The sequence below is a fragment of the Brachybacterium atlanticum genome (assembly GCF_025669985.1).
In the GTDB taxonomy this organism is placed as follows: domain Bacteria; phylum Actinomycetota; class Actinomycetes; order Actinomycetales; family Dermabacteraceae; genus Brachybacterium; species Brachybacterium conglomeratum.
This window is the reverse complement of sequence record NZ_JAKJJW010000008.1, coordinates 94,444-116,110: the sequence shown is the minus strand read 5'-3', so window position 1 is coordinate 116,110 and position 21,667 is coordinate 94,444. Positions and strand designations below refer to the sequence as shown.

The 21,667-nt window shown below is 74.7% G+C and carries 20 protein-coding genes and 1 riboswitch; of the genes, 7 read left to right on the top strand and 13 right to left on the bottom strand.

All coding sequences use genetic code 11. From position 1 onward, the window contains the following. Nucleotides 1-238: 238 nt before the first annotated feature. Nucleotides 239-1,162 (bottom strand): tRNA pseudouridine(38-40) synthase TruA, encoded by a 924-nt coding sequence (gene truA / locus L3K22_RS06040; protein WP_263310586.1) that lies wholly within the window; start codon nt 1,160-1,162, stop codon nt 239-241. Nucleotides 1,163-1,246: 84 nt separating this feature from the next. Between truA and purD the strand changes: the two genes are divergently transcribed. After that, on the top strand, nt 1,247-2,527 hold the full coding sequence (gene purD, locus L3K22_RS06035) for a phosphoribosylamine--glycine ligase (RefSeq protein WP_263310585.1): 1,281 nt from the start codon (nt 1,247-1,249) through the stop codon (nt 2,525-2,527). Next, nucleotides 2,524-3,447, top strand: coding sequence for a phosphoribosylaminoimidazolesuccinocarboxamide synthase (locus tag L3K22_RS06030; protein WP_263310584.1), 924 nt, complete (start codon nt 2,524-2,526; stop codon nt 3,445-3,447). The genes purD and L3K22_RS06030 overlap by 4 nt, the downstream gene beginning before the upstream one ends. Before the next feature lie 21 nt (nt 3,448-3,468). Here L3K22_RS06030 and L3K22_RS06025 read toward each other — a convergent pair whose 3' ends face one another. The 5 genes from L3K22_RS06025 to L3K22_RS06005 all read right to left on the bottom strand — a co-directional run bounded on the left by L3K22_RS06025 (nt 3,469) and on the right by L3K22_RS06005 (nt 9,156). Next, nucleotides 3,469-6,102, bottom strand: a complete 2,634-nt coding sequence (locus tag L3K22_RS06025; protein WP_263310583.1) for an ATP-binding cassette domain-containing protein — start codon at nt 6,100-6,102, stop codon at nt 3,469-3,471. Between the two features lie 25 nt (nt 6,103-6,127). Continuing rightward, entirely contained in the window at nt 6,128-6,829 is a 702-nt protein-coding gene (locus L3K22_RS06020) for an ECF transporter S component (protein ID WP_263310582.1), read from the bottom strand. After that, entirely contained in the window at nt 6,826-7,593 is a 768-nt protein-coding gene (locus L3K22_RS06015) for a YkoF family thiamine/hydroxymethylpyrimidine-binding protein (RefSeq protein WP_263310581.1), read from the bottom strand. Before L3K22_RS06015 ends, L3K22_RS06020 begins: the two co-directional genes overlap by 4 nt. A gap of 37 nt (nt 7,594-7,630) precedes the next feature. After that, nucleotides 7,631-7,739: riboswitch (TPP riboswitch) on the bottom strand. Between the two features lie 49 nt (nt 7,740-7,788). Then, nucleotides 7,789-8,397 carry a protein-L-isoaspartate O-methyltransferase family protein gene (locus L3K22_RS06010; protein ID WP_263310580.1) on the bottom strand — a complete coding sequence of 203 codons (609 nt, stop codon included), beginning with the start codon at nt 8,395-8,397 and terminating at the stop codon, nt 7,789-7,791. Nucleotides 8,398-8,403: 6 nt separating this feature from the next. Beyond that, nucleotides 8,404-9,156 (bottom strand): MBL fold metallo-hydrolase, encoded by a 753-nt coding sequence (locus L3K22_RS06005; RefSeq protein WP_263310579.1) that lies wholly within the window; start codon nt 9,154-9,156, stop codon nt 8,404-8,406. A gap of 215 nt (nt 9,157-9,371) precedes the next feature. On the opposite strand from L3K22_RS06005, the gene purS reads away from it, so the two are divergent. Beyond that, nucleotides 9,372-9,641, top strand: coding sequence for a phosphoribosylformylglycinamidine synthase subunit PurS (gene purS, locus L3K22_RS06000; protein WP_053917105.1), 270 nt, complete (start codon nt 9,372-9,374; stop codon nt 9,639-9,641). Beyond that, complete coding sequence (gene purQ, locus L3K22_RS05995; RefSeq protein WP_010550288.1) at nt 9,641-10,366, top strand: phosphoribosylformylglycinamidine synthase subunit PurQ; 726 nt, start codon at nt 9,641-9,643, stop codon at nt 10,364-10,366. Before purS ends, purQ begins: the two co-directional genes overlap by 1 nt. Before the next feature lie 70 nt (nt 10,367-10,436). Here the strand turns inward: purQ and L3K22_RS05990 are convergent, their stop codons facing one another. Both L3K22_RS05990 and L3K22_RS05985 read right to left on the bottom strand, forming a co-directional pair. Next, nucleotides 10,437-11,702: a class I SAM-dependent methyltransferase gene (locus L3K22_RS05990; RefSeq protein ID WP_263310578.1), complete on the bottom strand. Its 1,266-nt coding sequence runs from the start codon at nt 11,700-11,702 to the stop codon at nt 10,437-10,439. Nucleotides 11,703-11,801: 99 nt separating this feature from the next. After that, the gene (locus L3K22_RS05985; RefSeq protein ID WP_263310577.1) at nt 11,802-12,896 is read right to left on the bottom strand and encodes a pirin family protein; all 1,095 of its coding nucleotides are present in this window, start codon (nt 12,894-12,896) and stop codon (nt 11,802-11,804) included. Nucleotides 12,897-12,973: 77 nt separating this feature from the next. On the opposite strand from L3K22_RS05985, the gene L3K22_RS05980 reads away from it, so the two are divergent. Further along, nucleotides 12,974-14,095 carry a serine hydrolase domain-containing protein gene (locus L3K22_RS05980; protein ID WP_263310576.1) on the top strand — a complete coding sequence of 374 codons (1,122 nt, stop codon included), beginning with the start codon at nt 12,974-12,976 and terminating at the stop codon, nt 14,093-14,095. 25 nt (nt 14,096-14,120) lie between these two features. Here the strand turns inward: L3K22_RS05980 and L3K22_RS05975 are convergent, their stop codons facing one another. Continuing rightward, nucleotides 14,121-14,519: an MmcQ/YjbR family DNA-binding protein gene (locus L3K22_RS05975; protein WP_263310575.1), complete on the bottom strand. Its 399-nt coding sequence runs from the start codon at nt 14,517-14,519 to the stop codon at nt 14,121-14,123. Between the two features lie 87 nt (nt 14,520-14,606). Here L3K22_RS05975 and L3K22_RS05970 point away from each other — a divergent pair, with 87 nt between their 5' ends. Both L3K22_RS05970 and L3K22_RS05965 read left to right on the top strand, forming a co-directional pair. After that, entirely contained in the window at nt 14,607-14,807 is a 201-nt protein-coding gene (locus L3K22_RS05970) for a hypothetical protein (protein WP_126986398.1), read from the top strand. A 150-nt stretch (nt 14,808-14,957) separates the two neighbouring features. Beyond that, complete coding sequence (locus L3K22_RS05965; RefSeq protein WP_263310574.1) at nt 14,958-15,917, top strand: nucleoside hydrolase; 960 nt, start codon at nt 14,958-14,960, stop codon at nt 15,915-15,917. A 19-nt stretch (nt 15,918-15,936) separates the two neighbouring features. Here L3K22_RS05965 and L3K22_RS05960 read toward each other — a convergent pair whose 3' ends face one another. The 4 genes from L3K22_RS05960 to L3K22_RS05945 form a co-directional block, all read right to left on the bottom strand. Further along, the gene (locus L3K22_RS05960; RefSeq protein WP_263310573.1) at nt 15,937-17,676 is read right to left on the bottom strand and encodes an HNH endonuclease signature motif containing protein; all 1,740 of its coding nucleotides are present in this window, start codon (nt 17,674-17,676) and stop codon (nt 15,937-15,939) included. Between the two features lie 300 nt (nt 17,677-17,976). Next, on the bottom strand, nt 17,977-18,966 hold the full coding sequence (locus L3K22_RS05955; RefSeq protein WP_263310572.1) for a MaoC/PaaZ C-terminal domain-containing protein: 990 nt from the start codon (nt 18,964-18,966) through the stop codon (nt 17,977-17,979). Continuing rightward, on the bottom strand, nt 18,963-20,315 hold the full coding sequence (locus L3K22_RS05950; RefSeq protein ID WP_263310571.1) for a 3-oxoacyl-ACP reductase: 1,353 nt from the start codon (nt 20,313-20,315) through the stop codon (nt 18,963-18,965). Before L3K22_RS05950 ends, L3K22_RS05955 begins: the two co-directional genes overlap by 4 nt. 26 nt (nt 20,316-20,341) lie before the next feature. Beyond that, the gene (locus L3K22_RS05945) at nt 20,342-21,664 is read right to left on the bottom strand and encodes an acetyl-CoA C-acetyltransferase (protein ID WP_263310570.1); all 1,323 of its coding nucleotides are present in this window, start codon (nt 21,662-21,664) and stop codon (nt 20,342-20,344) included. Between the last annotated feature and the right edge of the window lie 3 nt (nt 21,665-21,667).

Below are 21,667 nucleotides of genomic sequence, written 5' to 3'. Positions count from 1 at the left end.
GGCCTGGATGTGGGTGAGATCCCGATCGCGCCGCACCGTGAGAGAACGGCAGCGGAGTCGGGCACACATCGAGGCACAACGACCGCTCATCCTACGGGCCGCGCGGAGGGAGCGTCAACGCAGGACGTGGCCGGGGAGTGTGATCTCCGACCGGTCTCACGGCGGCCCGCTCGCGCCCGCCGGAGGGTGCTCGCTCACGGCCGGCCGCGGCCGCGAGCGGCCGCTCACGCCCGAGCGCTCACTCCACGGCGGCGACGTCCTCGACCGGCAGCGGCGCGCGGAGGGTGCGCGTGCGGGCGGCCCAGGCGGCGAGCTCCTCGTCGGGCGGATAGGCGACGTGGTCGAGGGTCAGGCCCTGCGGCGGGCAGAGCGGGGCGGCGCCGGCCCCGTCCCGGGTCGAGGACTCGCGGGTGCGGGCGGCGAGGACCTCGGCGGGCCAGCTCTCGGGGCGCCGCCCCTCTCCCACCCCGAGCAGCGCGCCGACGAGGGAGCGGACCATGTGGTGGCAGAACGCGTCGGCGACGACGGTCGCGACGATCAGACCCTCGTCGGCCCGCCCCTCTCCGGGCCGCTCCCAGCGCAGCTCCCGCAGCTCGCGCACCGTGGTCGCGCCCTCGCGCGGGCGGCAGTAGGAGAGGAAGTCGTGCTCGCCCAGCAGCGGCTCGCTCGCGCGCGCCATCGACTGCACGTCCAGCGGCCGACGGTGGCGCAGCACGTCCCGTCGCAGCGGGTCGTGGGCGGCGGGGCCGTCGGAGATCCGGTAGCGGTAGCGGCGCCACAGCGCCCCGAAGCGGGCGTCGAACTCGGAGGTGACCTCGCGGGCGACGTGGACGACGACGTCGTCCGGCAGCACCCCGGCCAGGCGTGTGACGAGCGCCTCGGCGGGGCTGCGGTCGGAGCGTCCGGGGATCGTGGCGAGCACGTCGCGGGGCAGGTCGAGATGGCAGACCTGGCCGCGGGCGTGGACGCCGGCGTCGGTGCGGCCGGCGACGGTGACCCTCGTGGGCACGCGCGCGATGCGTGAGAGGGCGGCCTCGAGCTCGCCCTGGACGGTGCGCTGACCGGGCTGGGCGGCCCAGCCGTGGAAGTCGGTGCCGTCGTAGGAGAGGTCCAGGCGCAGCCGTGCGGTGGCGGGGGCGGGATCCGGGATCTCTGCGGGCATGCGCTCGATCGTAACGGCGGCCCCGGTCCTCCGCAGTGCGGGCACCTCATCGGGATCGGCACGGCGCTGGTTACGCTGGCCCGCGTGAAGATCCTCGTCATCGGCTCCGGAGGCCGCGAGCATGCGATCATCCGTCGCCTCGCCGCCGACCGTCCCGCCCCCGAGCTGCACGCCGCCCCCGGCAATCCCGGGATCGCGCAGCTCGCGACCTGCCACGACGTCGCCGTCGCGGACCTCGCCGGCCAGGTGCTCCTGGCCGACGAGCTGCGGCCCGACCTGGTGGTGATCGGCCCGGAGGCACCGCTGGTCGCGGGTGCCGCGGATCGCCTGCGCGAGGCCGGGCACACCGTGTTCGGCCCCTCCGCCGAGGCCGCGAACCTCGAGGGATCCAAGTCCTGGGCGAAGGAGATCATGGCCGCGGCGGGCGTGCCGACCGCCGCCTCCGTCACGGTCACCGCGCCCGAGCAGCTCGACGCGGGCCTGGACCGCGTGAATCCGCTGGGCGACGTGCACTTCGTGGTCAAGGCCGACGGTCTCGCCGCCGGCAAGGGCGTCGTGGTCACCCCCGCCCGGGACGTCGCCGTGGCGCATGCCGAGGCCGTGCTCGCCTCGGGCGGCCAGGTCGTGCTCGAGGAGTACCTCGACGGCCCCGAGGTGTCGCTGTTCTGCGTGAGCGACGGCACGAGGGTCCTGCCGCTGGCCCCCGCGCAGGACTTCAAGCGCGCGCTCGACGGCGACGAGGGCCCCAACACCGGCGGCATGGGCGCCTACTCCCCGCTTCCCTGGGCCCCCGAGAGCCTGGCCCGGGAGGTCGTGACCGCCGTCGCCCAGCCCACGATCGACGAGCTCGCCGCCCGCGGCATCCCCTTCTCCGGGATCCTGTACTGCGGCCTTGCCCTCACCTCCCGCGGCCTGCGCGTGGTGGAGTTCAACGCCCGCTTCGGCGATCCCGAGACCCAGGTGGTCCTCGAGCGCCTCGCCTCCCCCTTCGCGCCGCTGCTGCTGGCCGCCGCGCAGGGCGACCTCTCCGCCGTCGACGCCCCCGAGTGGGTCGAGGGCGCCGCGGTGACGGTGGTGGTGGCCTCGGCCGGCTATCCCGTCTCCGCGCAGACCGGTGATCCGATCACCGGGATCGAGAAGGCCGAGCGCCTCGGCGCGCACGTGATCCATGCGGGCACCGCGCTGGATGCCGACGGGAGGCTGGTCAGCGCCGGCGGCCGGGTCCTGACGGTGGTCGGCACCGGCGCGGACCTCGCGGCCGCCCGTGAGCTCGCCCTCGCCGGCGCTCGCGCGATCGACCTCGAGGGCTCCCACCACCGCGGCGACATCGCCCTCGCCGCCGCCGAGGGGAGCGTGAGCGCATGAGCGCCGTCTCCTCCTCCGACGCGCCGCTGACCGAGGCCCCGGACCTGCCGGGCTGGGACCACGTCGTCTCCGGCAAGGTGCGCGAGCTGTACGTCCCCGCCGGCGCGGATCCCGCGACCGCCGAGGAGGTGCTGGTGCTGGCGACCGACCGCATCAGCGCCTACGACCACTCGCTCCAACCGGGGATCCCGGACAAGGGCCGACTGCTCACCGGGATCAGCCTGTTCTGGTTCGAGCAGCTCGCGGACCTCGTCCCCCACCACGTGCTCTCCGCCTCCGACGTGCCGGAGCAGGTGGCCGGACGGGCGCTGCGCTGCCGCGGCCTGGACATGGTGCCGCTGGAGTGCATCGCCCGCGGCTACCTGACGGGCTCGGGCCTGGCCGACTACCGGGCCGGCGGCTCGGTGGGCGGGCACGTGCTGCCGTCCGGGCTGGTGGAGGCCTCGCGTCTGGACCCGGCGCTGTTCACCCCGTCGACGAAGGCGGAGGCCGGGGCGCACGACGAGAACATCACCGTCGCCCAGGCCCGGGACCTGCTCGGGGCGGAGCTGACCGAGCAGCTCGAGCGGATGACCCTCGCGGTCTACGAGCGGGCGCGCTCCCTCGCCGGGGAACGCGGGATCGTGCTGGCGGACACGAAGCTCGAGTTCGGCCGCTCCCGCACCGACGGCACGCTGGTGCTCGGCGACGAAGTGCTCACCCCCGACTCCTCGCGCTTCTGGTCCGCGGACACCTACCAGGAGGGCCGCGTCCAGCCGAGCCTGGACAAGCAGTTCGTGCGCGACTGGCTCACCTCCCCCGCCTCCGGCTGGTCGAAGGGCTCGAACACCCCGCCGCCCGAGCTGCCCGCCGAGGTGGTCGCCCAGACCCGTGCCCGCTACGTCGAGGCCTACGAGCGTCTGACCGGCACGAGCTTCTGAGGCGCCCGTCCGGCCCTTCGCTCAGCCGGCGAGGACCAGCACCGCGGCGACCGCGAGCACGACCCCGACCACGAGCGCGCCGTCGGCCCGGGTGAGCGCGGCGGTGCGCCACTGCGTGCGCTCCCCCGTGCCCAGGCCCCGGCTCTCGAGCGCGAAGGCGATCCTGGTCGAGGAGCGGATCGCGTCGACGAGCAGCGCGAAGGCGCATCGCGCCATCGCCCGCGGCCCGAGCCGGGCGGGGGTGCCGTCGGCCGACGCGGGCCGGCGCAGCCGGTGGGCGCGGGTGATCGTCGTCCAGCGCCGCGGCAGGTCCTCGAGGAGGCGCTGGCCGGCCAGGAGCGCGAGCGCGATGCGGGCCGGGAGACGGGCATGGGTGCGCAGGCTGGTCATGGTGCGGCCGGGGTCGCTCGCGCGCACGACGGCGACCGCGCCGAGCCCGATCACCAGCGCCCGCAGCGCGAGCGCGGCACCGAGCACGATCCCCTCGCTGGTCACGCGCACGGGAAGGTCGGGCCACGGCTCGTGGCCGGGTCGGCTGAGCACGTTGACCATGAACACCCCGGCCGCGAACAGCACGAACGGCGCCTGCGCACGGGCGAGCGCGAGCGGGCCGAGGCGGAGCCCGAGCATCGTCCCCGCGGCCAGCAGCGCGTAGAGCACCAGCAGCGGCGCGGGGTCGGTGAGCGTGATGCAGACGATGCTGAGCGCCGTGAGCAGGCCGAGCAGCACGGTCGGATCGCGCCTCGCGAGCGGGGCCCGCGGCAGGGCGGGCGGGTCGAGCGCCGTCCGCGGCGCCGGCTGGTCGGCGGGCGCGGAGCGCGGCCGCTCGGAGCACGGGGTTCCTGCCCCCGACGAGCGCTCGGAGCGCGTGGTTCCCATCCCCGGGGTGAGCGAGCCGTCGGTGCGCGCAGGGGCCGATGAGCCCTCCCTCTCGGTCTCTGTGTCCTCGCGGAGATGCGGGCCCGTTCGGCCTGCGACCCGCAGCCCGGCCCGGCGCAGCAGCGCGTCATCCGCCAGCAGCGCGCCCGGGGCGAGGGGGCCGACGAGCCGTCCGTCCGCGATCACCACGACCTCGTCCGCGACCTCGAGGCTCCGCAGGTCGTGGGTGGTCATGACCACGCCGCGTCCCGCCTCGGCCGCCTCCCGCAGGAGGGCGAGGACGGCCTCGTGCGCGGCGCGGTCCAGGCCGTAGCCGGGCTCGTCGGCCAGGAGCACCGGGCGGTCGGCGAGCAGCATCGCGCCGAGGGAGAGGCGGCGCTGCTGCCCGCCGGAGAGGCGGTAGGGGCTCTGCGACGCGTGGTCGGCGAGGTCGAGGCGCTCGAGCATCGCGCGCCGCACGTCGTGCGAGGCCCCGCTCGCGGAGAGCTCGTCCTCGACGGTGTCGGCGACGAACTGGGACTCGGGCCGCTGGAGGACGAGGCCCGCCGCCGCGCCCTCGAGCGTCCCGACGCGCAGGGGGTCCAATCGGGAGAGGGCGCCGAGGAGCGTGGACTTCCCGGCGCCGTTGCGGCCGACGACCGCGAGCAGACTCCCGGCGCGGATCTCGAGGTCCGCGCCGGCGAGCACGGCACCCTCGCCCCGACCCGACGGGCCGGGCGGGCCGAGGGTCGCGTCCCGGAGATGGAGCAGCACCTCCGAGCGAGGTGTCGCGGACGCCGAGGGCACGGAGACGGCGGATCCAGCCGGTTCAGCAGATCCAGCGGGCTCGGCCGGCCACGACCCGCCGATCCGCTCCTCGATCTCGCGCGGCAGCCAGCACCCCTGCTCCCGCAGGGCGCGTCCGTGGGCGGTGAGCACCTCCCGCGTCGGCCCGTCGGCGAGCACCCGGCCGGAGCGATCCAGCGCCACGGTCCGCGCGGGGAGCCCGTCCAGGCCCCGCTCCCCCGCCCATTCGTCCAGACGGTGCTCGACCAGCAGCAGCGCGCAGCCGGTCTGATCCGTCGCGGCGTCGACGGCGCCCCGCACCGCGGCCACGCCCTCGGCGTCGAGCATGGCAGTGGGCTCGTCGAGCAGGAGCAGACGGGGCCGCGCGGCGATCGCGGCGGCGAGCGAGGCCCGCTGCAGCTGTCCGCCGGAGAGCGTCGCGGCGGAGCGGTGCGCGAGCTCGCCCACGCCCATCGCGCTGAGCACCTCGTGGACCCGCGGCCCGATCCGCTCCGGAGGCGTGCAGGCGCTCTCGAGCGGGAGCGCGACGTCGTCGGCGATCAGCGGGAGGCAGACCCCGTCGACCGGGTCCTGGCCGAGATGGCCGAGCACGGGTACGGTCGCGAGGACCCCGCCCGCCACCGGGTCGATCACGCCCGCACCCTCGGCGACGCCATCGGCCGCACCGCCGGCCGTGCCGTCGCCGGGACCTCCGGCCGTGCCCCCGGCCATGCCGTCGGCCGGGTCCCCGGCCGTGCCGTCGAACAGACGCACCGTTCCGGTGACCCGACCGCGCTGATGGGACGGGATCGCCCCGGCGAGCACCCGCAGCAGGGTCGACTTGCCCGAGCCGGACGGTCCCAGCAGCAGCACCTGCTCGCCCGCACGGATCTCCCCGCTCCAGGGGCCGACACCGGCCCCCGAGGGCAGCACCGCCTCGAGCCCCTCGGCCACCAGAACCCGGGGATCCCCGGCGGTGACCGGGGACCGAACCGGGCTCTGCTCCTGCACCGGGGCCGCTCCCGCGGCGTGCGCCTCAGCGGACACGGCGCTCGGGGATCGGTGCCGCGTCCGCGGCGCCGATCGCGAAGTCGGCGAGCACGCCGGTGCGCTCGAGCGCGCGGACGATCACCTTCGCCAGCAGTCCGCCGAGTACGATCCCGGACAGCACCTGCATGCCGAGCCGGAGCGCGAGCAGGTCCTGGCCGTACCAGCCCATCCGGTACGCGGTCCAGAAGAACACCAGACCCGCGCCGAGCGCGCCGGAGGCGGCGAACACGCCCCAGCCGAAGCGGCGATAGCGGGCCAGGGCGAAGGGCAGCTCGGAGCCGATCCCCTGCAGCGCCGCGGAGAGCAGCAGCAGGGGGCCGACGGGGCTGCCGAGGAAGACCACCTCGATGATCGCGGCGAGCATCTCGGCGAGGATCCCCACGCCCGGGCGGCGCAGGATCGCGATCGCGATCGGCGCCACCAGCAGCCAGGAGCCGAACACGAGGTGCTGGGCGAGGTCCCCGGCCGGGCCCATCGCGATCGCCAGGCCGTTCCAGGCCTGCACGAACACCCAGTACAGGAACCCGAACACGACGCCGAGCACCACCACGAGCACGAGCTCGCGCAGGCTCAGCGGGGTGCGGCGACGGGACGTGCCGGCAGAGGCGGTCGCGCCGACGTCGGCGGGCGCCGCGTCGGGAGCGGCGGACTCGTGCGCGGGCGCGGCGGTGCCGTGCTCCTCGGTCATCGCGCATCCTCCCGGCCCTCGTCGTCGCCGCCCGGTGCGTCGGCGCCCGCCGCGAGCTCCCGCACCTCGTGCGAGGGGCTGTTCAGCGAGAGGGTGAGGTGGCTGGTGACGTGCTGGACGCCGCGGCCGACGAGCAGCCAGCCGGCGAGCGCGGTCGCGATCACGTCGCCGGCGTCGCCCTCGAGCCGGGTGACGAAGTGCTCGGAGCCGCGGAAGGTGCCGAGGTCCTTCGCATGCTCGATCGCGGCGTAGATGTCGCGCATGTGATCGGGGGCGGTGCCGTCGACGGCGACCTCGTCGGCCAGCGGGTACAGGGCCCACTCGGCGCTCGCGAAGCGACCGGTGCGGCGCGGCTGCGGCACCTCGGTCGCGCGGGGGCCCGCGCCGCCGGGCAGCTCGCAGGCCACCTCGCCGGGGCAGCCGCGCGAGAGGAGCACGGAGAGGGTCGCGTGGTGACCGGTGCGGGCGAGGGCCTCGGCCAGGTCGATCAGGGCGCGCTGGAGGTGGGTCTCGTGGCCGCCGAGATAGGTCGAGACGTCCCCGGTCTCGTGCACGAGGCCGGTGAGGTCCAGCCGGGAGAGCGCATCGGTGAGGATCCTGGCGTAGTCCTCGCTCATCACGGCGGCGGTGACGCGGGCGCCGACGCCGAAGCCGAGCGGGGTCGCGGTCGGGTCGTCGACGGCTGCGGCAGACTCGGCGGACACGCCGGGCGTCCAGGCGACGTCCTCGGTCGCGGAGGAGGTGCGGGCGGGCGATGAGGTCACGGTCCATGCCTTTCGTACGGGCACGGGCGCGCGGCGACGATCGCTCGGCGGAGCTCCCTGCGCCGGCATGATCCGGATCAGGTTCTACGGTCGGAGTTCGAGTACTCCCTCTCAGCCCGGCCTACCGGACTCCCGTGCACGCCCCACACCCTACCGGTCCCGCCCGGCGCACGCCCCTCGTGTCCAGCGCTGCTGTCAGCGGGTCGTCGGCGGATCCTCGACGAGGGGGACGAAGAGATAGGCGCCGTGCTCGCTCACGGTGACCCCCTCGCCGTGACGCTCCAGGCGCAGCATCCGCTCGCGCACGGGGATCACCATCACGCCGCCGTCCGCGAGCTGCGCGACGAGGCTCTCCGGCACGGCGTCGGCCTGCGCGGAGACGAGGATCCGGTCGTACGGCGCGTCCTGCGGCGCGCCGAGCACGCCGGGGTGCGCGAGACGGATCTCGGCATCCGCCGTCCCCGCGTCCGCTGTCCCGGCGAGCGCGGCCCGGGCCGGACCGATCAGCTCGGCGCGCCGCTCGACGCCGATCACCCTCCCCTCCGGTCCGCACAGCCGGGCCAGCAGCGCCGTCGTCCACCCCGATCCCGAGCCGAGGTCGAGCACTCGCTGCCCCGGTCGCACGTCGAGGAGGATGAGCATGTTCCGCACCGTCGTGGGCTGGGAGTTCGTCTGGCCGTGGCCGATCGGCAGGGGCCGATCCTCGCGGGCGAGCCGCCGCAGCTCCTCGGGGAGGAACCGTCGCCGGTCGGTCGCCGCGAGCGCCTCCCCGAGGCGGCGCTCGCTCTCGGCCCGGTGCGACATGGCGCCTCAGCTCCGGGCGATCTCGACGACGCCGTCCTCCGGCCAGTCCCGCACCTCGGTGCCCTCGGGGGCGAGGTTCGTGACCTGGCGCAGGTAGATCGGTCGTCCGAGGTCGCTCGCGACCGCGTCGTGGACGGGCAGGGCGAGTCGCGGGCCGACGGCGCGGAGGAACTCGATGGTCTCGGACATCTTCGACCAGGGCGCCGTGACGGCGAAGGCGAGGACGTCGATGCCGTGGAACTCGGGGACCGGCTCGAGGGAGTCGCCGGTGATGCCGAGCCGCGGCCCGTCCCCGGCGGACAGGACGATCCCGCAGTTCCCGATCCGCGGGATGTCGGGGTGGATGATCGCATGGCGTCCGCCGACGGCCTCGAGCCGCAGCGACGGGTGGTCGCCGACGGGCGTGAAGCGGTGCGCCTCCCCGGCCGCGAGCGGGATCACCCGCTCCTGCGCGACGAGTGGCCCGCCGCTCCCCTCGCCGGCGCCGCCGTCGGAGGCATCGGCGGCGGTGAGCATCCGGGCGGTCTCCGGCTCGGCGATCACCTCGGCGTCGGACGCGGCGGCGAGGGCCTCGCCCAGCAGATCGGGGTCGACGTGGTCGGGGTGCTGATGGGTGATCACCACGGCGTCGAGGCTCGCGAGCTCCTCGGCGCCCAGGCCCCGCACCGCGTCCGCGCTGAAGCCGCCCGGATCCACGAGCAGGCGCCGCCCGGCGGTCTCCACGAGCAGGCAGGAATGGACGAGGTGGCGGATCTTCATCGGGTCCTCCCGGGGGTCGAGGTCGCGTGCCTCGAACCTAGTCCCGTCGGCCGGTACGTGCCAGGGCAACGGGCCGTCCGCTCGGGAGGGCGCCGCCATGGGCGCCCCGTCGGCGCCGCGGCGTTCCTCGGTACGATGGGGCCCTCGGGCCGTGCCCGAGCACCTGCCCCCGGCACGCCGCCGCGCGCGCCACACGTCCCCTCAGGAGTGCCCCCATGCCACGTGTCGTGGTCCACGTCATGCCGAAGCCGGAGATCCTCGACCCGCAGGGCAAGGCGGTCGCCGCCGCGCTACCCCGTCTGGGCTTCGAGGGCATCGCCTCGGTGCGCCAGGGCAAGCGGTTCGAGCTCGAGGTCGAGGGCGAGGTCACCGACGAGGTGCTCGCCTCCCTGCGCGAGGCCGCCGAGACCCTGCTGTCGAACCCGGTGATCGAGGACGTCGTCTCGATCGACGTGGAGGACCCCTCCGCGAAGGGCGCGGCCTGATGCGCATCGGTGTGGTGACCTTCCCCGGCACGCTCGACGACCGCGACGCGCTGCGCGCCGTGCGGCTCGGCGGCGCCGAGCCGGTCGCGCTGTGGCACGGCGACGACTCGCTGCACGAGGTCGACGCGGTCGTGCTGCCCGGCGGCTTCTCCTACGGCGACTACCTGCGCGCGGGGGCGATCAGCCGCTTCGCCCCCGTGATGGACAAGGTGGTCGACGCCGCGAACGGCGGCATGCCCGTCCTCGGCATCTGCAACGGCTTCCAGATCCTCTGCGAGACGCATCTGCTGCCCGGTGCGATGATCAAGAACGCGCACCGCGCGTTCATCTGCCGCGACCAGCCGCTGGCCGTGGAGAACAACCGCACCGCCTGGACCTCCGGCTACGAGGCCGGCCAGGTAATCCGGGTGCCGCTGAAGAACCAGGACGGCCAGTACGTGGCCGACGAGCGGACCCTAGCCCAGCTCGAGGACGAGGGCCGTGTGGTCTTCCGCTACGCCGCCGGCGCCACCCACGGCCCGGCCGGCTTCGAGCAGAATCCCAACGGCTCGCGCCACGACATCGCGGGCGTCACCAACGCCGCGGGCAACGTCGTGGGCCTCATGCCGCACCCGGAGCACGCGGTCGAGCCCGGCTTCGGGCCCGACGAGCCCGGCGCGGGCACCCGCACCGGCACCGACGGACTGACCATGTTCAGCTCGGTGCTGCGCAGCATGGTGGCCTGAGCGGCGACATCGCCTCGCCGGCCCCGAGGCCCCGTCACGGCAGCCTCCTCCCCGGGAGCGGCCTGCGCGGTCAGGCCCTGACCGCGCTCAGCACCGTGAAGCGGCGGTCGCGGGCGCGCTGGCGGACGGCACCGAAGCGGGCCTCGAGTTCGGGCCGGTAGCGCAGGTGGGAGTTGTGCACGAACCACAGCTGCCCGCCGGGGCGCAGCACGCGGGCCGCGGCGTCGAGGAGGCCCTGGACGAGCGTCGCGTCGACCACGGTGCCGTCGTGGAAGGGCGGGTTCAGCAGCGCCAGGTCGGCGCTCGCCTCCTCGCACCGGGAGAGCGAGACGTCCCAGGTCACCTCCACCCCTTCGCGGTCCAGTCCGGAGGCGGCGAGGGTCGCGCGGGTCGAGGCGACCGCGTCGGCGTCGTCGTCGCTGCCGAGCACCCGAGCCTCCGGGAGCGCGGCGGCGAGATACGCGGTGAGCAGGCCGTTGCCGCAGCCGAGGTCCACCGCGAGGGGCAGGTCGCCGGCGTCCCCGTCCGCGCGGGCCATCGCGTTCTCCCCGGTTCCGTCCTCTGCGGCGGTAGCGGACCGCTCGCCTCCCGTCGCGAGCTGCCCGCCGACGACCGCTCGATCGAGCGCCTCGAGCAGCAGGAGGGAGCCGGCGTCGGCCCGGGCCCCGCCGAACACGCCGCCGAGGCCGCGCAGCGCGAGCGCCTGCTCCTGACCGCGCACCGCGATGCGCACCTCACCGGTCGCGGGCTGCGCGGCGTCGACGTCGGCGCGCGGGCCCGAGGCGACGAGGGCGCGGGACTTGCCCAGTCCGCGCGAGCCGCGCACCTCGGAGAACACGGCGGCGAGGGTGTCGTTCTGGGAATGGGTCATGTGCTTGACGCGGCCGCCGGCGACGAGGGTGAGATCGTCCCGCCCGCTGCGCTCCGCGACGACCGCGAGGCGTCGGGCGAGGTCCTCGAGCGCGGCGAGGGACTTCGGCAGACGGGCCAGCGCGAGATGCGCCTCGGCCCCGGCCGCGAACTCCTCGAGCGGGGCGGGCTCCGCATCCGTCGGCAGCACGAGGCGCCCGGCCTGAAGCGGACCGGGCAGCAGCGCGGCGAGCGCGTCCGTCTCCGCGCGGGAGCTGGTCCACGACAGGACCCGCGCGCCGGGGTGGTCGGCGACGAGCTCGAGCGCCTCGGCGGTCAGCACACCGGTCGCATCCCCGATCACGAGCATGTCGCAGGGGCAGCCGATCTCGCCGTGCTCCTGGGCGGCGCGCAGGATCACCCGCTCGGTCTGGTCGGGGGCGGGGAGCTCGCCGGTCGGCTCGGGCAGGGCAGCGGTGCTGGTCATGAGATCTCTCGTGCAGTGGGATGGAGGGCAGGGACGTCGGGTGCACGGCGGGGGCGTGCGGCATTCCTCGGAGGCAGGGGCGCGGCCCGCGCGTCGGTCTCAGGCGGGCATGCCCCGCCGTCCCCGCGAGCGCAGGCGCCCGCCCGGCAGCCTCGGGGCGGGCAGCGCGGCGGGGGTGTGCGGGGCGAAGGGGCCGAACTGCTCGTCGTCCTCGGCGAGTCCCCCGCGCTCACGGGCGCTCTGCGCGATCGGGGCGTCCTCGAGCGCGAGCTCGACGCCGATCTCGGCCTGGTAGCGGGCGCGGAACGCCTCGACCTCCTCGTGGGAGCGGCCCACGAAGTTCCACCACATGATGATGTCCTCGCCCAGGGGCTCCCCGGACAGCAGTATCAGGCGGAGGTCCTCGTCGCCGGTCACCTCGATCTCGAGGTGGTCGACACCGTCGGGCAGGACCATCAGCTCGCGCGGCGCGACATCGGCGCGCAGCGACCGGGCCGACGACTCGTCGCCCGTTCCGCCCGTCGCAGGTCCCGTCCCGCGGGCCGTCGTGAGCCGCGCGGTGCCGCGGTCCACGAGCACGCCGTGCTCGTGTCCCGGGTCGAGGTCGAGCCGCAGCATGCTCCCGGCACGCAGCTCGAGCTGGGCCATGCCGAGGTCCGTGTCGGTGACGACGGGGCTCGCGTCCTCGAGCAGGTCCCCGTCGCCGTCCACGCCGTGCAGCGTCCCGAGGCCCACGCGGGCGCGGGCCGTGCCGGTCGCGACCTCCGCCGGGGTGCGGACGAGGAACTCCTGCTCGCGGAAGCGGGTGCGGTCCGGCAGGGCGTACCAGAGCTGGACGCCGTGCAGCACGGTGGTGTCGTTCGCGGAGAACTCCGAGTGGGTGATGCCGGAGCCGGCGACCATGAGGTCCACGTCGCCGGGCCGCACCAGGGCGTGGCTGCCGATCGAGTCGCGGTGGGTGATCGCCCCGTCGAACAGCCAGGACACGGTCGCGAGGCCGGTGTGCGGGTGGCGGGCCACGCGCATCCCGTCGGTCGCGGAGACGTCGTCGGGACCGAAGTGGTCCACGAAGCACCAGGCGCCGATGAGGGAGGTGCGCCGGGCGGGCAGGGTGCGGTGCACGGTCATGCCGCGCGGTCCGCCGAGCGGGACCTCACGCGGCTCCAGCAGCACGAAGTCCTCGAAGGTGGTCATGGTCCGAGTCTAGGCGGCGGGGTGGTCCGCACGGCCGGCCCTGTCCCGGCTGTCGACCGCACCCCTACGCTGTGTCCATGTCGCCGCCGACCTCGCCCGCCGTCCGACTGCTCGAGTCCGCGATCGATGCGGGGACCGTGCCCGGCGGGATCATCGCGCACGGGCGGGATCCCGAGCCCGTCGCCCGCGGGGCGGTCGCGCCCGGGGGTGCGGCGTTCCGGGCCGATGCGATCGTGCGCATCCAGTCGATGACCAAGGCGATCCAGGCCGTCGCGGCGCTGCGCCTGGTCGAACGGGGCGTGCTCGCGCTCGACTCCCCGGTCGCTCCCTGGCTCCCCGAGCTCGCCGCCCCGCGCGTGCTCCCCCGTCCTGACGCCGACCTCGACCGGGCCTTCCCCTCCCCCACCGAGATCACGCTCCGTCATCTGCTGACCTGCACCTCCGGGCTCGGGATCGCGACCGCGGAGGGCCCGCTGCAACGGGCGATGGCGGAGTCCGGCCTCGAGGCGGGCTCGGCGCCGTGGACCCTCGCGGCCGACGAATGGCTCGCGGCGCTCGGCGCGCTGCCGCTGGCGGGCGAGCCCGGTCGGGTGTGGCGCTACCACCACTCCTTCTCCGTGCTCGGGATCCTGCTCTCCCGGGTGACCGGATCGCCGCTGGACGCGCACCTGCGCGCGGACCTGCTGGATCCGTTCGGGATGGTCGACACCGGCGCGTTCGTGCCTGAGGCGCAGCGACACCGCCTCCCGCCTGCCTTCGCCGTCGAGGACGGCGAGCCGGCGGAGGTCGAGCCCGCGGCCGGCGGACCGCTCGTCGGACCGCCGCCCGGGGACGTCTCCCACGGCGAGCTCGTCTCGACCGCCGCGGACTACCTGCGCTTCCTGCGCGCGCTGCGGGACGGGGAGCTGCTCTCCCCGGAGCACCTCGCGATGATGACGACCGATCAGGTGCCCTCGTCCGTCAAGCAGCCCGACTCGTTCTACCCCGGCTTCTGGGACGGGACGGGCTGGGGCTTCGGGGTCAGCGTCGTCACCGGAGGGGAGCATCGCGGCCGCTGGGGCTGGTCCGGCGGGTACGGCACGGACTACTTCGTCGACGCCGACGGGACGATCGGGCTGCTGCTCGCGCAGGTCGAGATCGGCGAGCACCTCATGCCGCTGCTCGAGGCGTTCCAGGAGCTGCCGACGCCGCCGAGCTGAGTCGGCCGCGGGCCCTGCCTCCAGCTCAGCCCTCCCGCGCCTCCAGCTCGGCGATCAGCCGCGCCGGGGCGACGGTGCGGTAGGACTCCTCGATCAGCTCGGCGAGCTCGACGAGGTCGGTCGCCTCGTCCAGGTCGATGCCGAGCCAGCCCGACGGGCAGAGATAGGCGGGCACGTAGCTGCGGGGCTCCTCGGCGAGCGCGGCCCGTTCCCGGGGCGGGAGGTGCAGCATCACGGACTGCTCATGAGGAACCCACTCCCCGTCGACCTTGAGGGATCCGCCGTAGTAGCAGTGCACCTTCACGGTGTGGAAGGCGGGCCGGCCATGGCTGATCTTCTCCCTCGCCCCGGGCAGGGCGAGCGCGATCTCCCGGACGCGCTCGAGCCACGGATCGTCGTCGTCGAACATCTGCGGATGCGCCATGAAGAGATCCTCCGCCCTCCTGCGGCCCGAGGGAAGGGATTCCGGAAGCGGCCTCTGTCGCGCCGGGGAGCATGGTGGGATGGGTGCATGGACACCGCCCCCTTCGTCGTCCTCCTGCTCGTGGCGCTGATCGATCTCGTCCTCGCGGCCTGGTTCATCGGCCAGGGCCTGCGAGCCGGGGCGAACTCCGCCGAGGGCCGGCCCCGACTGCTGGTGGGGAGCATGCTGATCCCGGGCGCGCTCCTCATCGCCGTCCTCGCGTTCGTCCTGTTCGGGCCGATGGGCTGACGTATTCCAGCGCCCCGAGAGCCCGGTGCTCTCCGCGTGTCGCACGATACGAGCGTCGCCGGTCCGAGCCGGCGCCGACGGGAGGTGCCGGCCGTCTCGCCCCGGTCGGCGGCCGGATCACGAGCGTCCGTGCCTCCGTAGGCTGACTCCATGGCACTCTCCCTCCTGGTCGACTGCGACACCGGCATCGACGACGCGATCGCCCTGACCTATCTCGCCTGCCGGGACGACGCGGAGGTCGCCGGGATCGTCTCGACCGGCGGGAACGTCCCGGCCGCGACCGTGCACCGCAACAACCTCGCGCTCTCGGAGCTGCTGGGCGTGGACGCGCCGGTCGCCCTCGGTGCGGACCGTGCGCTGGTCGAGCCGCCGATGTTCGCCGACGACACCCACGGGCCGGCCGGGCTCGGCCACGCCGAACTGCCCGAGGCCGCGCGCGCGGAGGATCCCCGCTCGGGGGCGCTGCTGTGGGTGGAGCTGGCGCGGGAGCGGCCCGGGGAGCTCGTCGGCCTGGTGCTCGGACCGCACACGAATCTCGCGCTCGCCCTCGAGATCGAGCCGGAGCTGCCGCGGCTGCTGCGCCGGCTGCACGTGATGGGCGGTGCGATCAACCATCGCGGCAACACCGGTGCGACCAGCGAGTGGAACATCGCGGTGGACCCGGAGGCGGCGCAGCGCGTGCTCGCCGCCTTCGCCACGGCGCCGCAGCTGCCGGTGCTGGGCGCGTTGCAGGCGACCGAGCAGATCGTCTTCACCGGGGCGGAGCTCGAGCGGCTCGAGGCCCTCGCCGCCCGCTCGGCGCATCCGGTCGCGCGGATCCTCGCCGATGCGGTGCGGTTCTACTTCGAGTTCCATCAGGCCGACGGCTTCGGCTGGACCGCGCACGTGCACGATCCGCTGGTCACCGCCCATGCCCTGACCGGCGAGTTCGCGAGCACCCGGCCGCTCCCCGTGGACGTCGAGGTGGCGGGGACGCTCACCCGCGGTCAGACCGTCGGCGACGAGCTGGGGCGGTGGGGTCGAGGACCGACGGTGGAGCTGCTCGACGAGGTCCGGCCCGCCGAGTTCGTCGAGCACCTGCTGGGAACGCTCGAGGCCGGTCTGGGCTGAAGGTGCCGACGGCTCGGTCTCAGGCCGCGTCCTGTTCCGGTGGCCGTGCGCGTGAGCCAGTGGGCGGCAGGACCACGAGGTAGTCCACCCGGGCCGCTCTTCTCCCTGCGGGAGGATGCGGCCGCACTGTGCCTCCTCGTCGCGACGTCGTGGGCTCTGCGTCGGGAGCGGGCCCTTCGCTGAGGGGCCGCGCGTCCTCGGGGTGCACCTCGGCAGCCTGCACCTCGCCGTCCTCCTCCACTGCACGAAGCTCCGGCAGCGCGAAGCGTCGGTGCATCGGGGGGAGCACGTCATGGTCAGGGTCTGCGGCGCCTCCCTCGCCGACGTCCGGGACAGCCGGTGCCTTTCCCGCCTTCCGCAGCGCCGTGCCGACGGGGTCGAAGTTCACGCCGCGCCGCCTTGCGGTCTGTCCATAGCGGGTCGTCCATTCGACGATGCGTCGTGTGCCGTCCTCGTCGATGACCACACGGGCTGTCGCGCCCGCCGCCTCCTTCTGGTTGTCGGCGGCGCAGAGCCCGTTGCCGTTGTCGAGGCTCGTCGGCCCGCCCTGCGGCCAGGGGACGATGTGGTCGTTCTGCCGGATGCTCGCATCGCAGTGCGGAGCGCGGCAGGTCTGGTGCGCGTAGCGGAGGAGGCGGCCGAGGCCGGCCGGGAACGCCCGTGATCGGGACTCCACTGCGACGAGCTGCCCGTCCTCCGCGTCCTGGAGGAGCTTCCGCAGCGCGAGGACGACCTCGGGGTCCGGGTGCTCGAGCGCGCGCAGCATCTCCTCGCGGATGTGCTCGTACGGGACCGCGCCGAGTCCTTCCACGGTCGCGGCGTCGGCATGGCCGGGCGCGAGCAGGGAGCGGTCGGTGATGATTACGCCGATGTCGACCACAGGGAGCTCGCCTCCCTCGCCGCGGCCGAGGACGGTGTCGGCGAGGAGATCGGCCATGATCTGCTGGTGACCGCGCCGGTCGCCGTCGGCCCGCGACCGCTCGGCGGCCACCGACAGCGTCTTGCGGATCCGCGCGGCGTCGAGGCCGGGCAGATGCGCGGTCAGGGTCGCCATGCCGTGCCGTCCGCGGCGCACGGTGACGCTGCGCTCCCGTCGCGCCACGCGGTGACGCGCGGCCGCACCCTCGGGGTCCAGCGCGTGGAGGATCCGCGCGGCCTCGTCGCCCCATTCCCCCGGTCCGCAGTCCTCGAGGTCCGCGAGATGCGCGCCGAGGATCCGGTCCACATGCTCCCGCTGTTCAGGCGTCGCCGGCCCCATCGCCCGTCCCACCTGGTGACCTGCGGCGGGCATCGCCCGCCCCTGGGCGAGAGCCCGGAGCACACGCGGCATCGAACGGACCAGCCGCCTGCACGAGGACATGCTCTGCCCCGCGGCCGACGTGGACTTCTTCAGCGCGGCTGCAGCCTCCGCACGCGCGACCCTCTGCGCCTGCCGGGGCGTCTCCCCGCGCTCGAGGCCGTCCTCCGCGACCGCCGACTCGAGACGGACGAGGGCACGCGCCTCGATCGCCGCCACCGCGCCGGAGAGCTTCCGCAGCTCCGTCAGCAGGGCGATCGTCCGCTGCGCGTCGAGCGCCTCGAGATCGGCCGATCCCCGCTCCCCGAGCCGTGCGAGAGCCGCCTCGGCCAGGACGACGTCGATGCCGTCGACGACGAGCTCCTCGACCCCCGCGACGAGGCTCGGCATGCCACCGGGCCGCCGGGACTCCCCGTCGGGCTCCGGGGGCTCGACGGCCCCACCACGCGAATCGAATGACATGCCTGTATTTTCGCAGGTCTGTTCGATGAACGGAAGAGCTGCGCCATCACTACTGATCAGTAGTCCGGAATTGTGGACAACCATCCTGTGTGGAGGAGACGTGACGCTCACGCACCTCACGACCATGGGTACGGTCGCCGCGATCGGCCGGAGGGAACGGGCGTCGCCGACCCCACATCGTTTCGAACGTCGCCTGACTCCTGTTCGCGCTCTCGACCGATCACCGCTCGAAGAATCAGCAGGAGCCACGACAGCGAGAGCGGCGGGGACACCGCCGAGACCGTCCCGACCCCGCCCCGTCTACCGCTCGAGCGTCGTCACCTCGACCTCGAAGCAGCGCCGCGGCCCCTTCTCCCCGCGGGCGGGCTTCCAGCCCACGCACCGCGCGGTCCCGGCCGATGGATCGTCCTCGAAGGCGACGAGCACGGAGCCGGGCAGCGTGACCGGGGCGTCGAAGGTGACGTCCCAGCGCAGCGGCTTCGACAGGTCCACCCGCGCCTCGGTGAAGGCGCGCGAGGCGGTGTACATCCCGTGCGCGATCGCCGAGGGGAAGCCGAAGGCCTTCGCGGTGACGGCGGAGAGGTGGATCGGGTTCACGTCGCCGGAGACCGCGCCGTAGCGCCGTCCGATGTTCGCACCGAGCACCCAGCGGCCCGTCGGCTGCGGCGGTTCGAAGTCGCGCCGCGACCGCCCGCCGTCCGACGGAGCGGTGCCCGAGGGCTCCGCCGCTGCCGGCTCCCCGCCCTTGACGAGATAGGTGGAGACGTCGGTGGCGATGATCTCGCCGTCCTCGCCGAGGATCGTGGAGACCGCCTCGAAGGTGCGGCCCTTGCGGTGCGGGCGCAGGTCCCGCACCCGGCACTCGACGTCCACGAGATCGTCCACCTTCACGGGCCGGTGCTGGAGCACCTGGTTGCGCAGGTGGACGAGGCCCAGCAGCGGGAAGGGGAAGTCGCGCCGGGCCATGAGCGCGAGCGAGACGGGGAAGGCGAGCACGTGCAGCACGCCGGGGTGGACCAGGTCCGTCGCGGGACCGCCCATCAGGTGGTCGAAGTCGCGGGCGCGCTCGGCGTCGATCCGCACCTTCCTCACCCGGTAGGCGATGTTCGGCAGCGTCTCCGCGCCGCCGCCCGCACCGCCCTTTCCACCCTTCCCGCGCTTCCCGCCGAGGCGGGAGCGCGGGTCGAGCGCGGCGGCGTAGATCGCGGGGAACGAGGGGACGTCGGAGAGGTGCTTGACCTGCTCCGGCGCGTTCTCGGCGTGCGCCGCGGCGCCCTGCCCCGCCCTCACTTGCCCACCATGTTCTGGCCGCACACGCGCAGGGTCTCGCCCTGCACGCCGCCCGCCTCGTCGCTCGCGAGGAAGGCGATCGCCTCGGCGACGTCGACGGGCAGGCCGCCCTGCTGCAGCGAGTTCACGCGCCGGGCGACCTCGCGGGTCAGCGGCGGCATCTTCGCGGTCATCTCGGTCTCGATGAAGCCGGGCGCGACCGCATTCGCGGTGCCGCCGAGCGGGGCGAGACGACCCGAGAGCGCGTCGACGAAGGCCATCACACCCGCCTTGGACGCGGCGTAGTTGGTCTGGCCGCGGTTGCCGGCGATGCCGCTGGTGGAGGCGAGCGAGACGACGCGCGGCTGCGCGCCGAGCACGCCGCCGCCCTCGCCCTGGGCCTCGAGCAGCGACTCGGTGAGCGCGATCTGGCTGGTGATGTTCACCGCGAGCACCGGGTCCCAGCGGTCCGGGGTCATGTTGGCGAACAGCTTGTCCCGGGTGATGCCGGCGTTGAGCACCAGCACGTCGAGGCTCAGCCCCTTCTCGCGCAGGAACTCGACCACCCGGCGCCCGGCGTCGGCCGAGGTGACGTCGAGCTGGAGCGGGATCGCGCGCAGCTCGTTGGCCAGGCGCGCGAGCTCGGTGCCCGCGCCGGGGACGTCGAGCACCACGAGCCTCGCGCCGTCGGCCGCGAGCGTGCGGGCGATCGCCGCCCCGATGCCGCGCGCTGCACCGGTGACCAGCGCCGTGCGCCCGGCGAGCGGGAGCGAGGCGTTCTCGGTCGTGCTGCCCGCCTCGGTGGAGACGGTCAGCAGCTGACCGGTGATGAAGGCGCTGCGGGCGGAGAGGAAGAAGCGCAGCGCGCCGACGGCGCCGGGGGCGTCGACACCGACCCCGTCTGCCAGCAGGATGCCGTTGGCGGTCGCGCCGCCGCGCATCTCGTGCGCGACCGAGCGCAGGAACCCCTCGACACCGCCGCGGGCGGCATCGCGCGCAGGCTCCTCGCCCGTCGCCGGGCGGGAGATCGTCACCAGGCGCGCGCCCGGTGCGAGGGCGCGCATCGCCCCGGCGAGCGGGAGCAGCAGCGGCCCGAGCTCCGCGGGCGCGGAGAGCTCGTCGGCCACGACGATCACCGAGCCGATCGAGCGCAGGCCCTCGACGCGGCGGCGCACGTCGACGCCGCCCTCGAGGAGTCGGTGGGCGACCGCATCGGCGCCGGCCGAGGCGCCGAGCACGACGACGGGGCCGAGCACGGGCTCGGGGCGGTCCTCCCGGCGCAGGAGCCGGGAGGGTCGGGGCAGGCCCAGCTGCTTGGCGAGCATGCCGCCGGGGGCGGAGCGGATGAAGCGGGTGTAGGCGTCGACCATGGGGACCTCCGTGAAGGGTCGGGGTGTCAGTCGGTGACGGACTCGAGCAGCATGACCGTGCCCTGGCCGGCGGCGGCGCAGACCGAGATCAGGCCGCGCTGGACCTGGCCGGTCTCCTTCGCCCGCTCGTGCAGGAGCTTGGCGAGGGTCGCGACGAGGCGTCCGCCGGTCGCGGCGAAGGGGTGGCCGGCCGCGAGCGAGGAGCCGGTGATGTTCAGCCGCGAGCGGTCGATCGCGCCGAGCGGCGCGGAGCGGCCCAGGCGTTCGCGGCAGAACTCCTCGGACTCCCAGGCCTTGAGCGTGGTCAGCACGGTGGAGGCGAAGGCCTCGTGGATCTCGTAGAGGTCGAGGTCCTGCAGGGCCAGGCCGTTCGCGTCCAGCAGCTCGGGGACCGCGTAGGCGGGGGCCATGAGCAGGCCCTCGTCGCCGTGGGCGAAGTCGACGGCGGCGCTGCGCGCGTCGACCACGCGGGCGAGCGGGGTGAGGCCACGCTCGGCGGCCCACTCGGCGCTGCCCAGCAGCACGGAGGAGGCGCCGTCGGAGAGCGGGGTGGAGTTGCCGGCGGTCATCGTCGGCTCTGCGACCTGCGGCGACTTCACGCCGAAGACGGGCTTGAGGGTGCCGAGCTTCTCCAGGGTCGAGTCGGCACGCAGGTTCTGGTCGCGGGCGAGGCCGCGGTAGCCCGTGACGAGGTCGTCGAGGAACCCGGCGTCGTAGGCGGCGGCGAGGTTCTTGTGGGAGGCGAGCGCGAGCTCGTCCTGGGCCTCGCGGGTGATGCCCCACTGCGCGGTGGTCAGCGCCTGGTGCTCCCCCATGGACAGGCCCGTGCGGGGCTCGCCGTTGCGGGGCGGGACCGGGGCGAGGTCCGCGGGGCGGATCGCGGAGAGCGCCTTGACGCGCTGCATCGCGGTCCTCGCCGCGAAGGCGCGGTGGAGGATGCGGCGCAGGCGCGGGGTGACCTCGATCGGCGAGTCGGAGGCGGAGTCGACGCCGCACGCGATCGCGGAGTCGATCTGGCCCAGGCGGATCCGGTTGGAGACGTGCAGGACGGTCTCGAGGCTGGTCGCGCAGGCCTTGGACATGTCGACGGCGGGGGTGCGGGGGTCCAGCGGCGTGCCCAGCGCGCTCTCGCGGGCGAGGTTGAGGTCGCCGGCGAGCTTCAGCACGGCGCCGCCGGCGACCTCGCCGAGCTTCTCGCCCTGGAGCGAGTAGCGGGCGACGAGGCCCTCGAGCGCGGCGGTGAGCAGGTCCTGGTTGGAGATCCCGGCGTAGGGCCCGCCGGAGCGGGCGAACGGGATCCGATTGCCGCCGAGGATCAGCGCATCGCGCGGGGAGTCGGTGGGGGTCACTGT

What these genes read in the sequence shown, in the direction of transcription:
- truA (WP_263310586.1), bottom strand. Translation starts at nt 1,162, where the DNA reads ATGCCCGCAGAGATCCCGGATCCCGCCCCCGCCACCGCACGGCTGCGC.
- L3K22_RS06030 (WP_263310584.1), top strand. Translation starts at nt 2,524, where the DNA reads ATGAGCGCCGTCTCCTCCTCCGACGCGCCGCTGACCGAGGCCCCGGAC.
- L3K22_RS06020 (WP_263310582.1), bottom strand. Translation starts at nt 6,829, where the DNA reads ATGACCGAGGAGCACGGCACCGCCGCGCCCGCGCACGAGTCCGCCGCT.
- L3K22_RS06010 (WP_263310580.1), bottom strand. Translation starts at nt 8,397, where the DNA reads ATGTCGCACCGGGCCGAGAGCGAGCGCCGCCTCGGGGAGGCGCTCGCG.
- L3K22_RS06005 (WP_263310579.1), bottom strand. Translation starts at nt 9,156, where the DNA reads ATGAAGATCCGCCACCTCGTCCATTCCTGCCTGCTCGTGGAGACCGCC.
- purS (WP_053917105.1), top strand. Translation starts at nt 9,372, where the DNA reads ATGCCACGTGTCGTGGTCCACGTCATGCCGAAGCCGGAGATCCTCGAC.
- purQ (WP_010550288.1), top strand. Translation starts at nt 9,641, where the DNA reads ATGCGCATCGGTGTGGTGACCTTCCCCGGCACGCTCGACGACCGCGAC.
- L3K22_RS05990 (WP_263310578.1), bottom strand. Translation starts at nt 11,702, where the DNA reads ATGACCAGCACCGCTGCCCTGCCCGAGCCGACCGGCGAGCTCCCCGCC.
- L3K22_RS05985 (WP_263310577.1), bottom strand. Translation starts at nt 12,896, where the DNA reads ATGACCACCTTCGAGGACTTCGTGCTGCTGGAGCCGCGTGAGGTCCCG.
- L3K22_RS05980 (WP_263310576.1), top strand. Translation starts at nt 12,974, where the DNA reads ATGTCGCCGCCGACCTCGCCCGCCGTCCGACTGCTCGAGTCCGCGATC.
- L3K22_RS05975 (WP_263310575.1), bottom strand. Translation starts at nt 14,519, where the DNA reads ATGGCGCATCCGCAGATGTTCGACGACGACGATCCGTGGCTCGAGCGC.
- L3K22_RS05970 (WP_126986398.1), top strand. Translation starts at nt 14,607, where the DNA reads ATGGACACCGCCCCCTTCGTCGTCCTCCTGCTCGTGGCGCTGATCGAT.
- L3K22_RS05965 (WP_263310574.1), top strand. Translation starts at nt 14,958, where the DNA reads ATGGCACTCTCCCTCCTGGTCGACTGCGACACCGGCATCGACGACGCG.
- L3K22_RS05960 (WP_263310573.1), bottom strand. Translation starts at nt 17,676, where the DNA reads ATGTCATTCGATTCGCGTGGTGGGGCCGTCGAGCCCCCGGAGCCCGAC.
- L3K22_RS05950 (WP_263310571.1), bottom strand. Translation starts at nt 20,315, where the DNA reads ATGGTCGACGCCTACACCCGCTTCATCCGCTCCGCCCCCGGCGGCATG.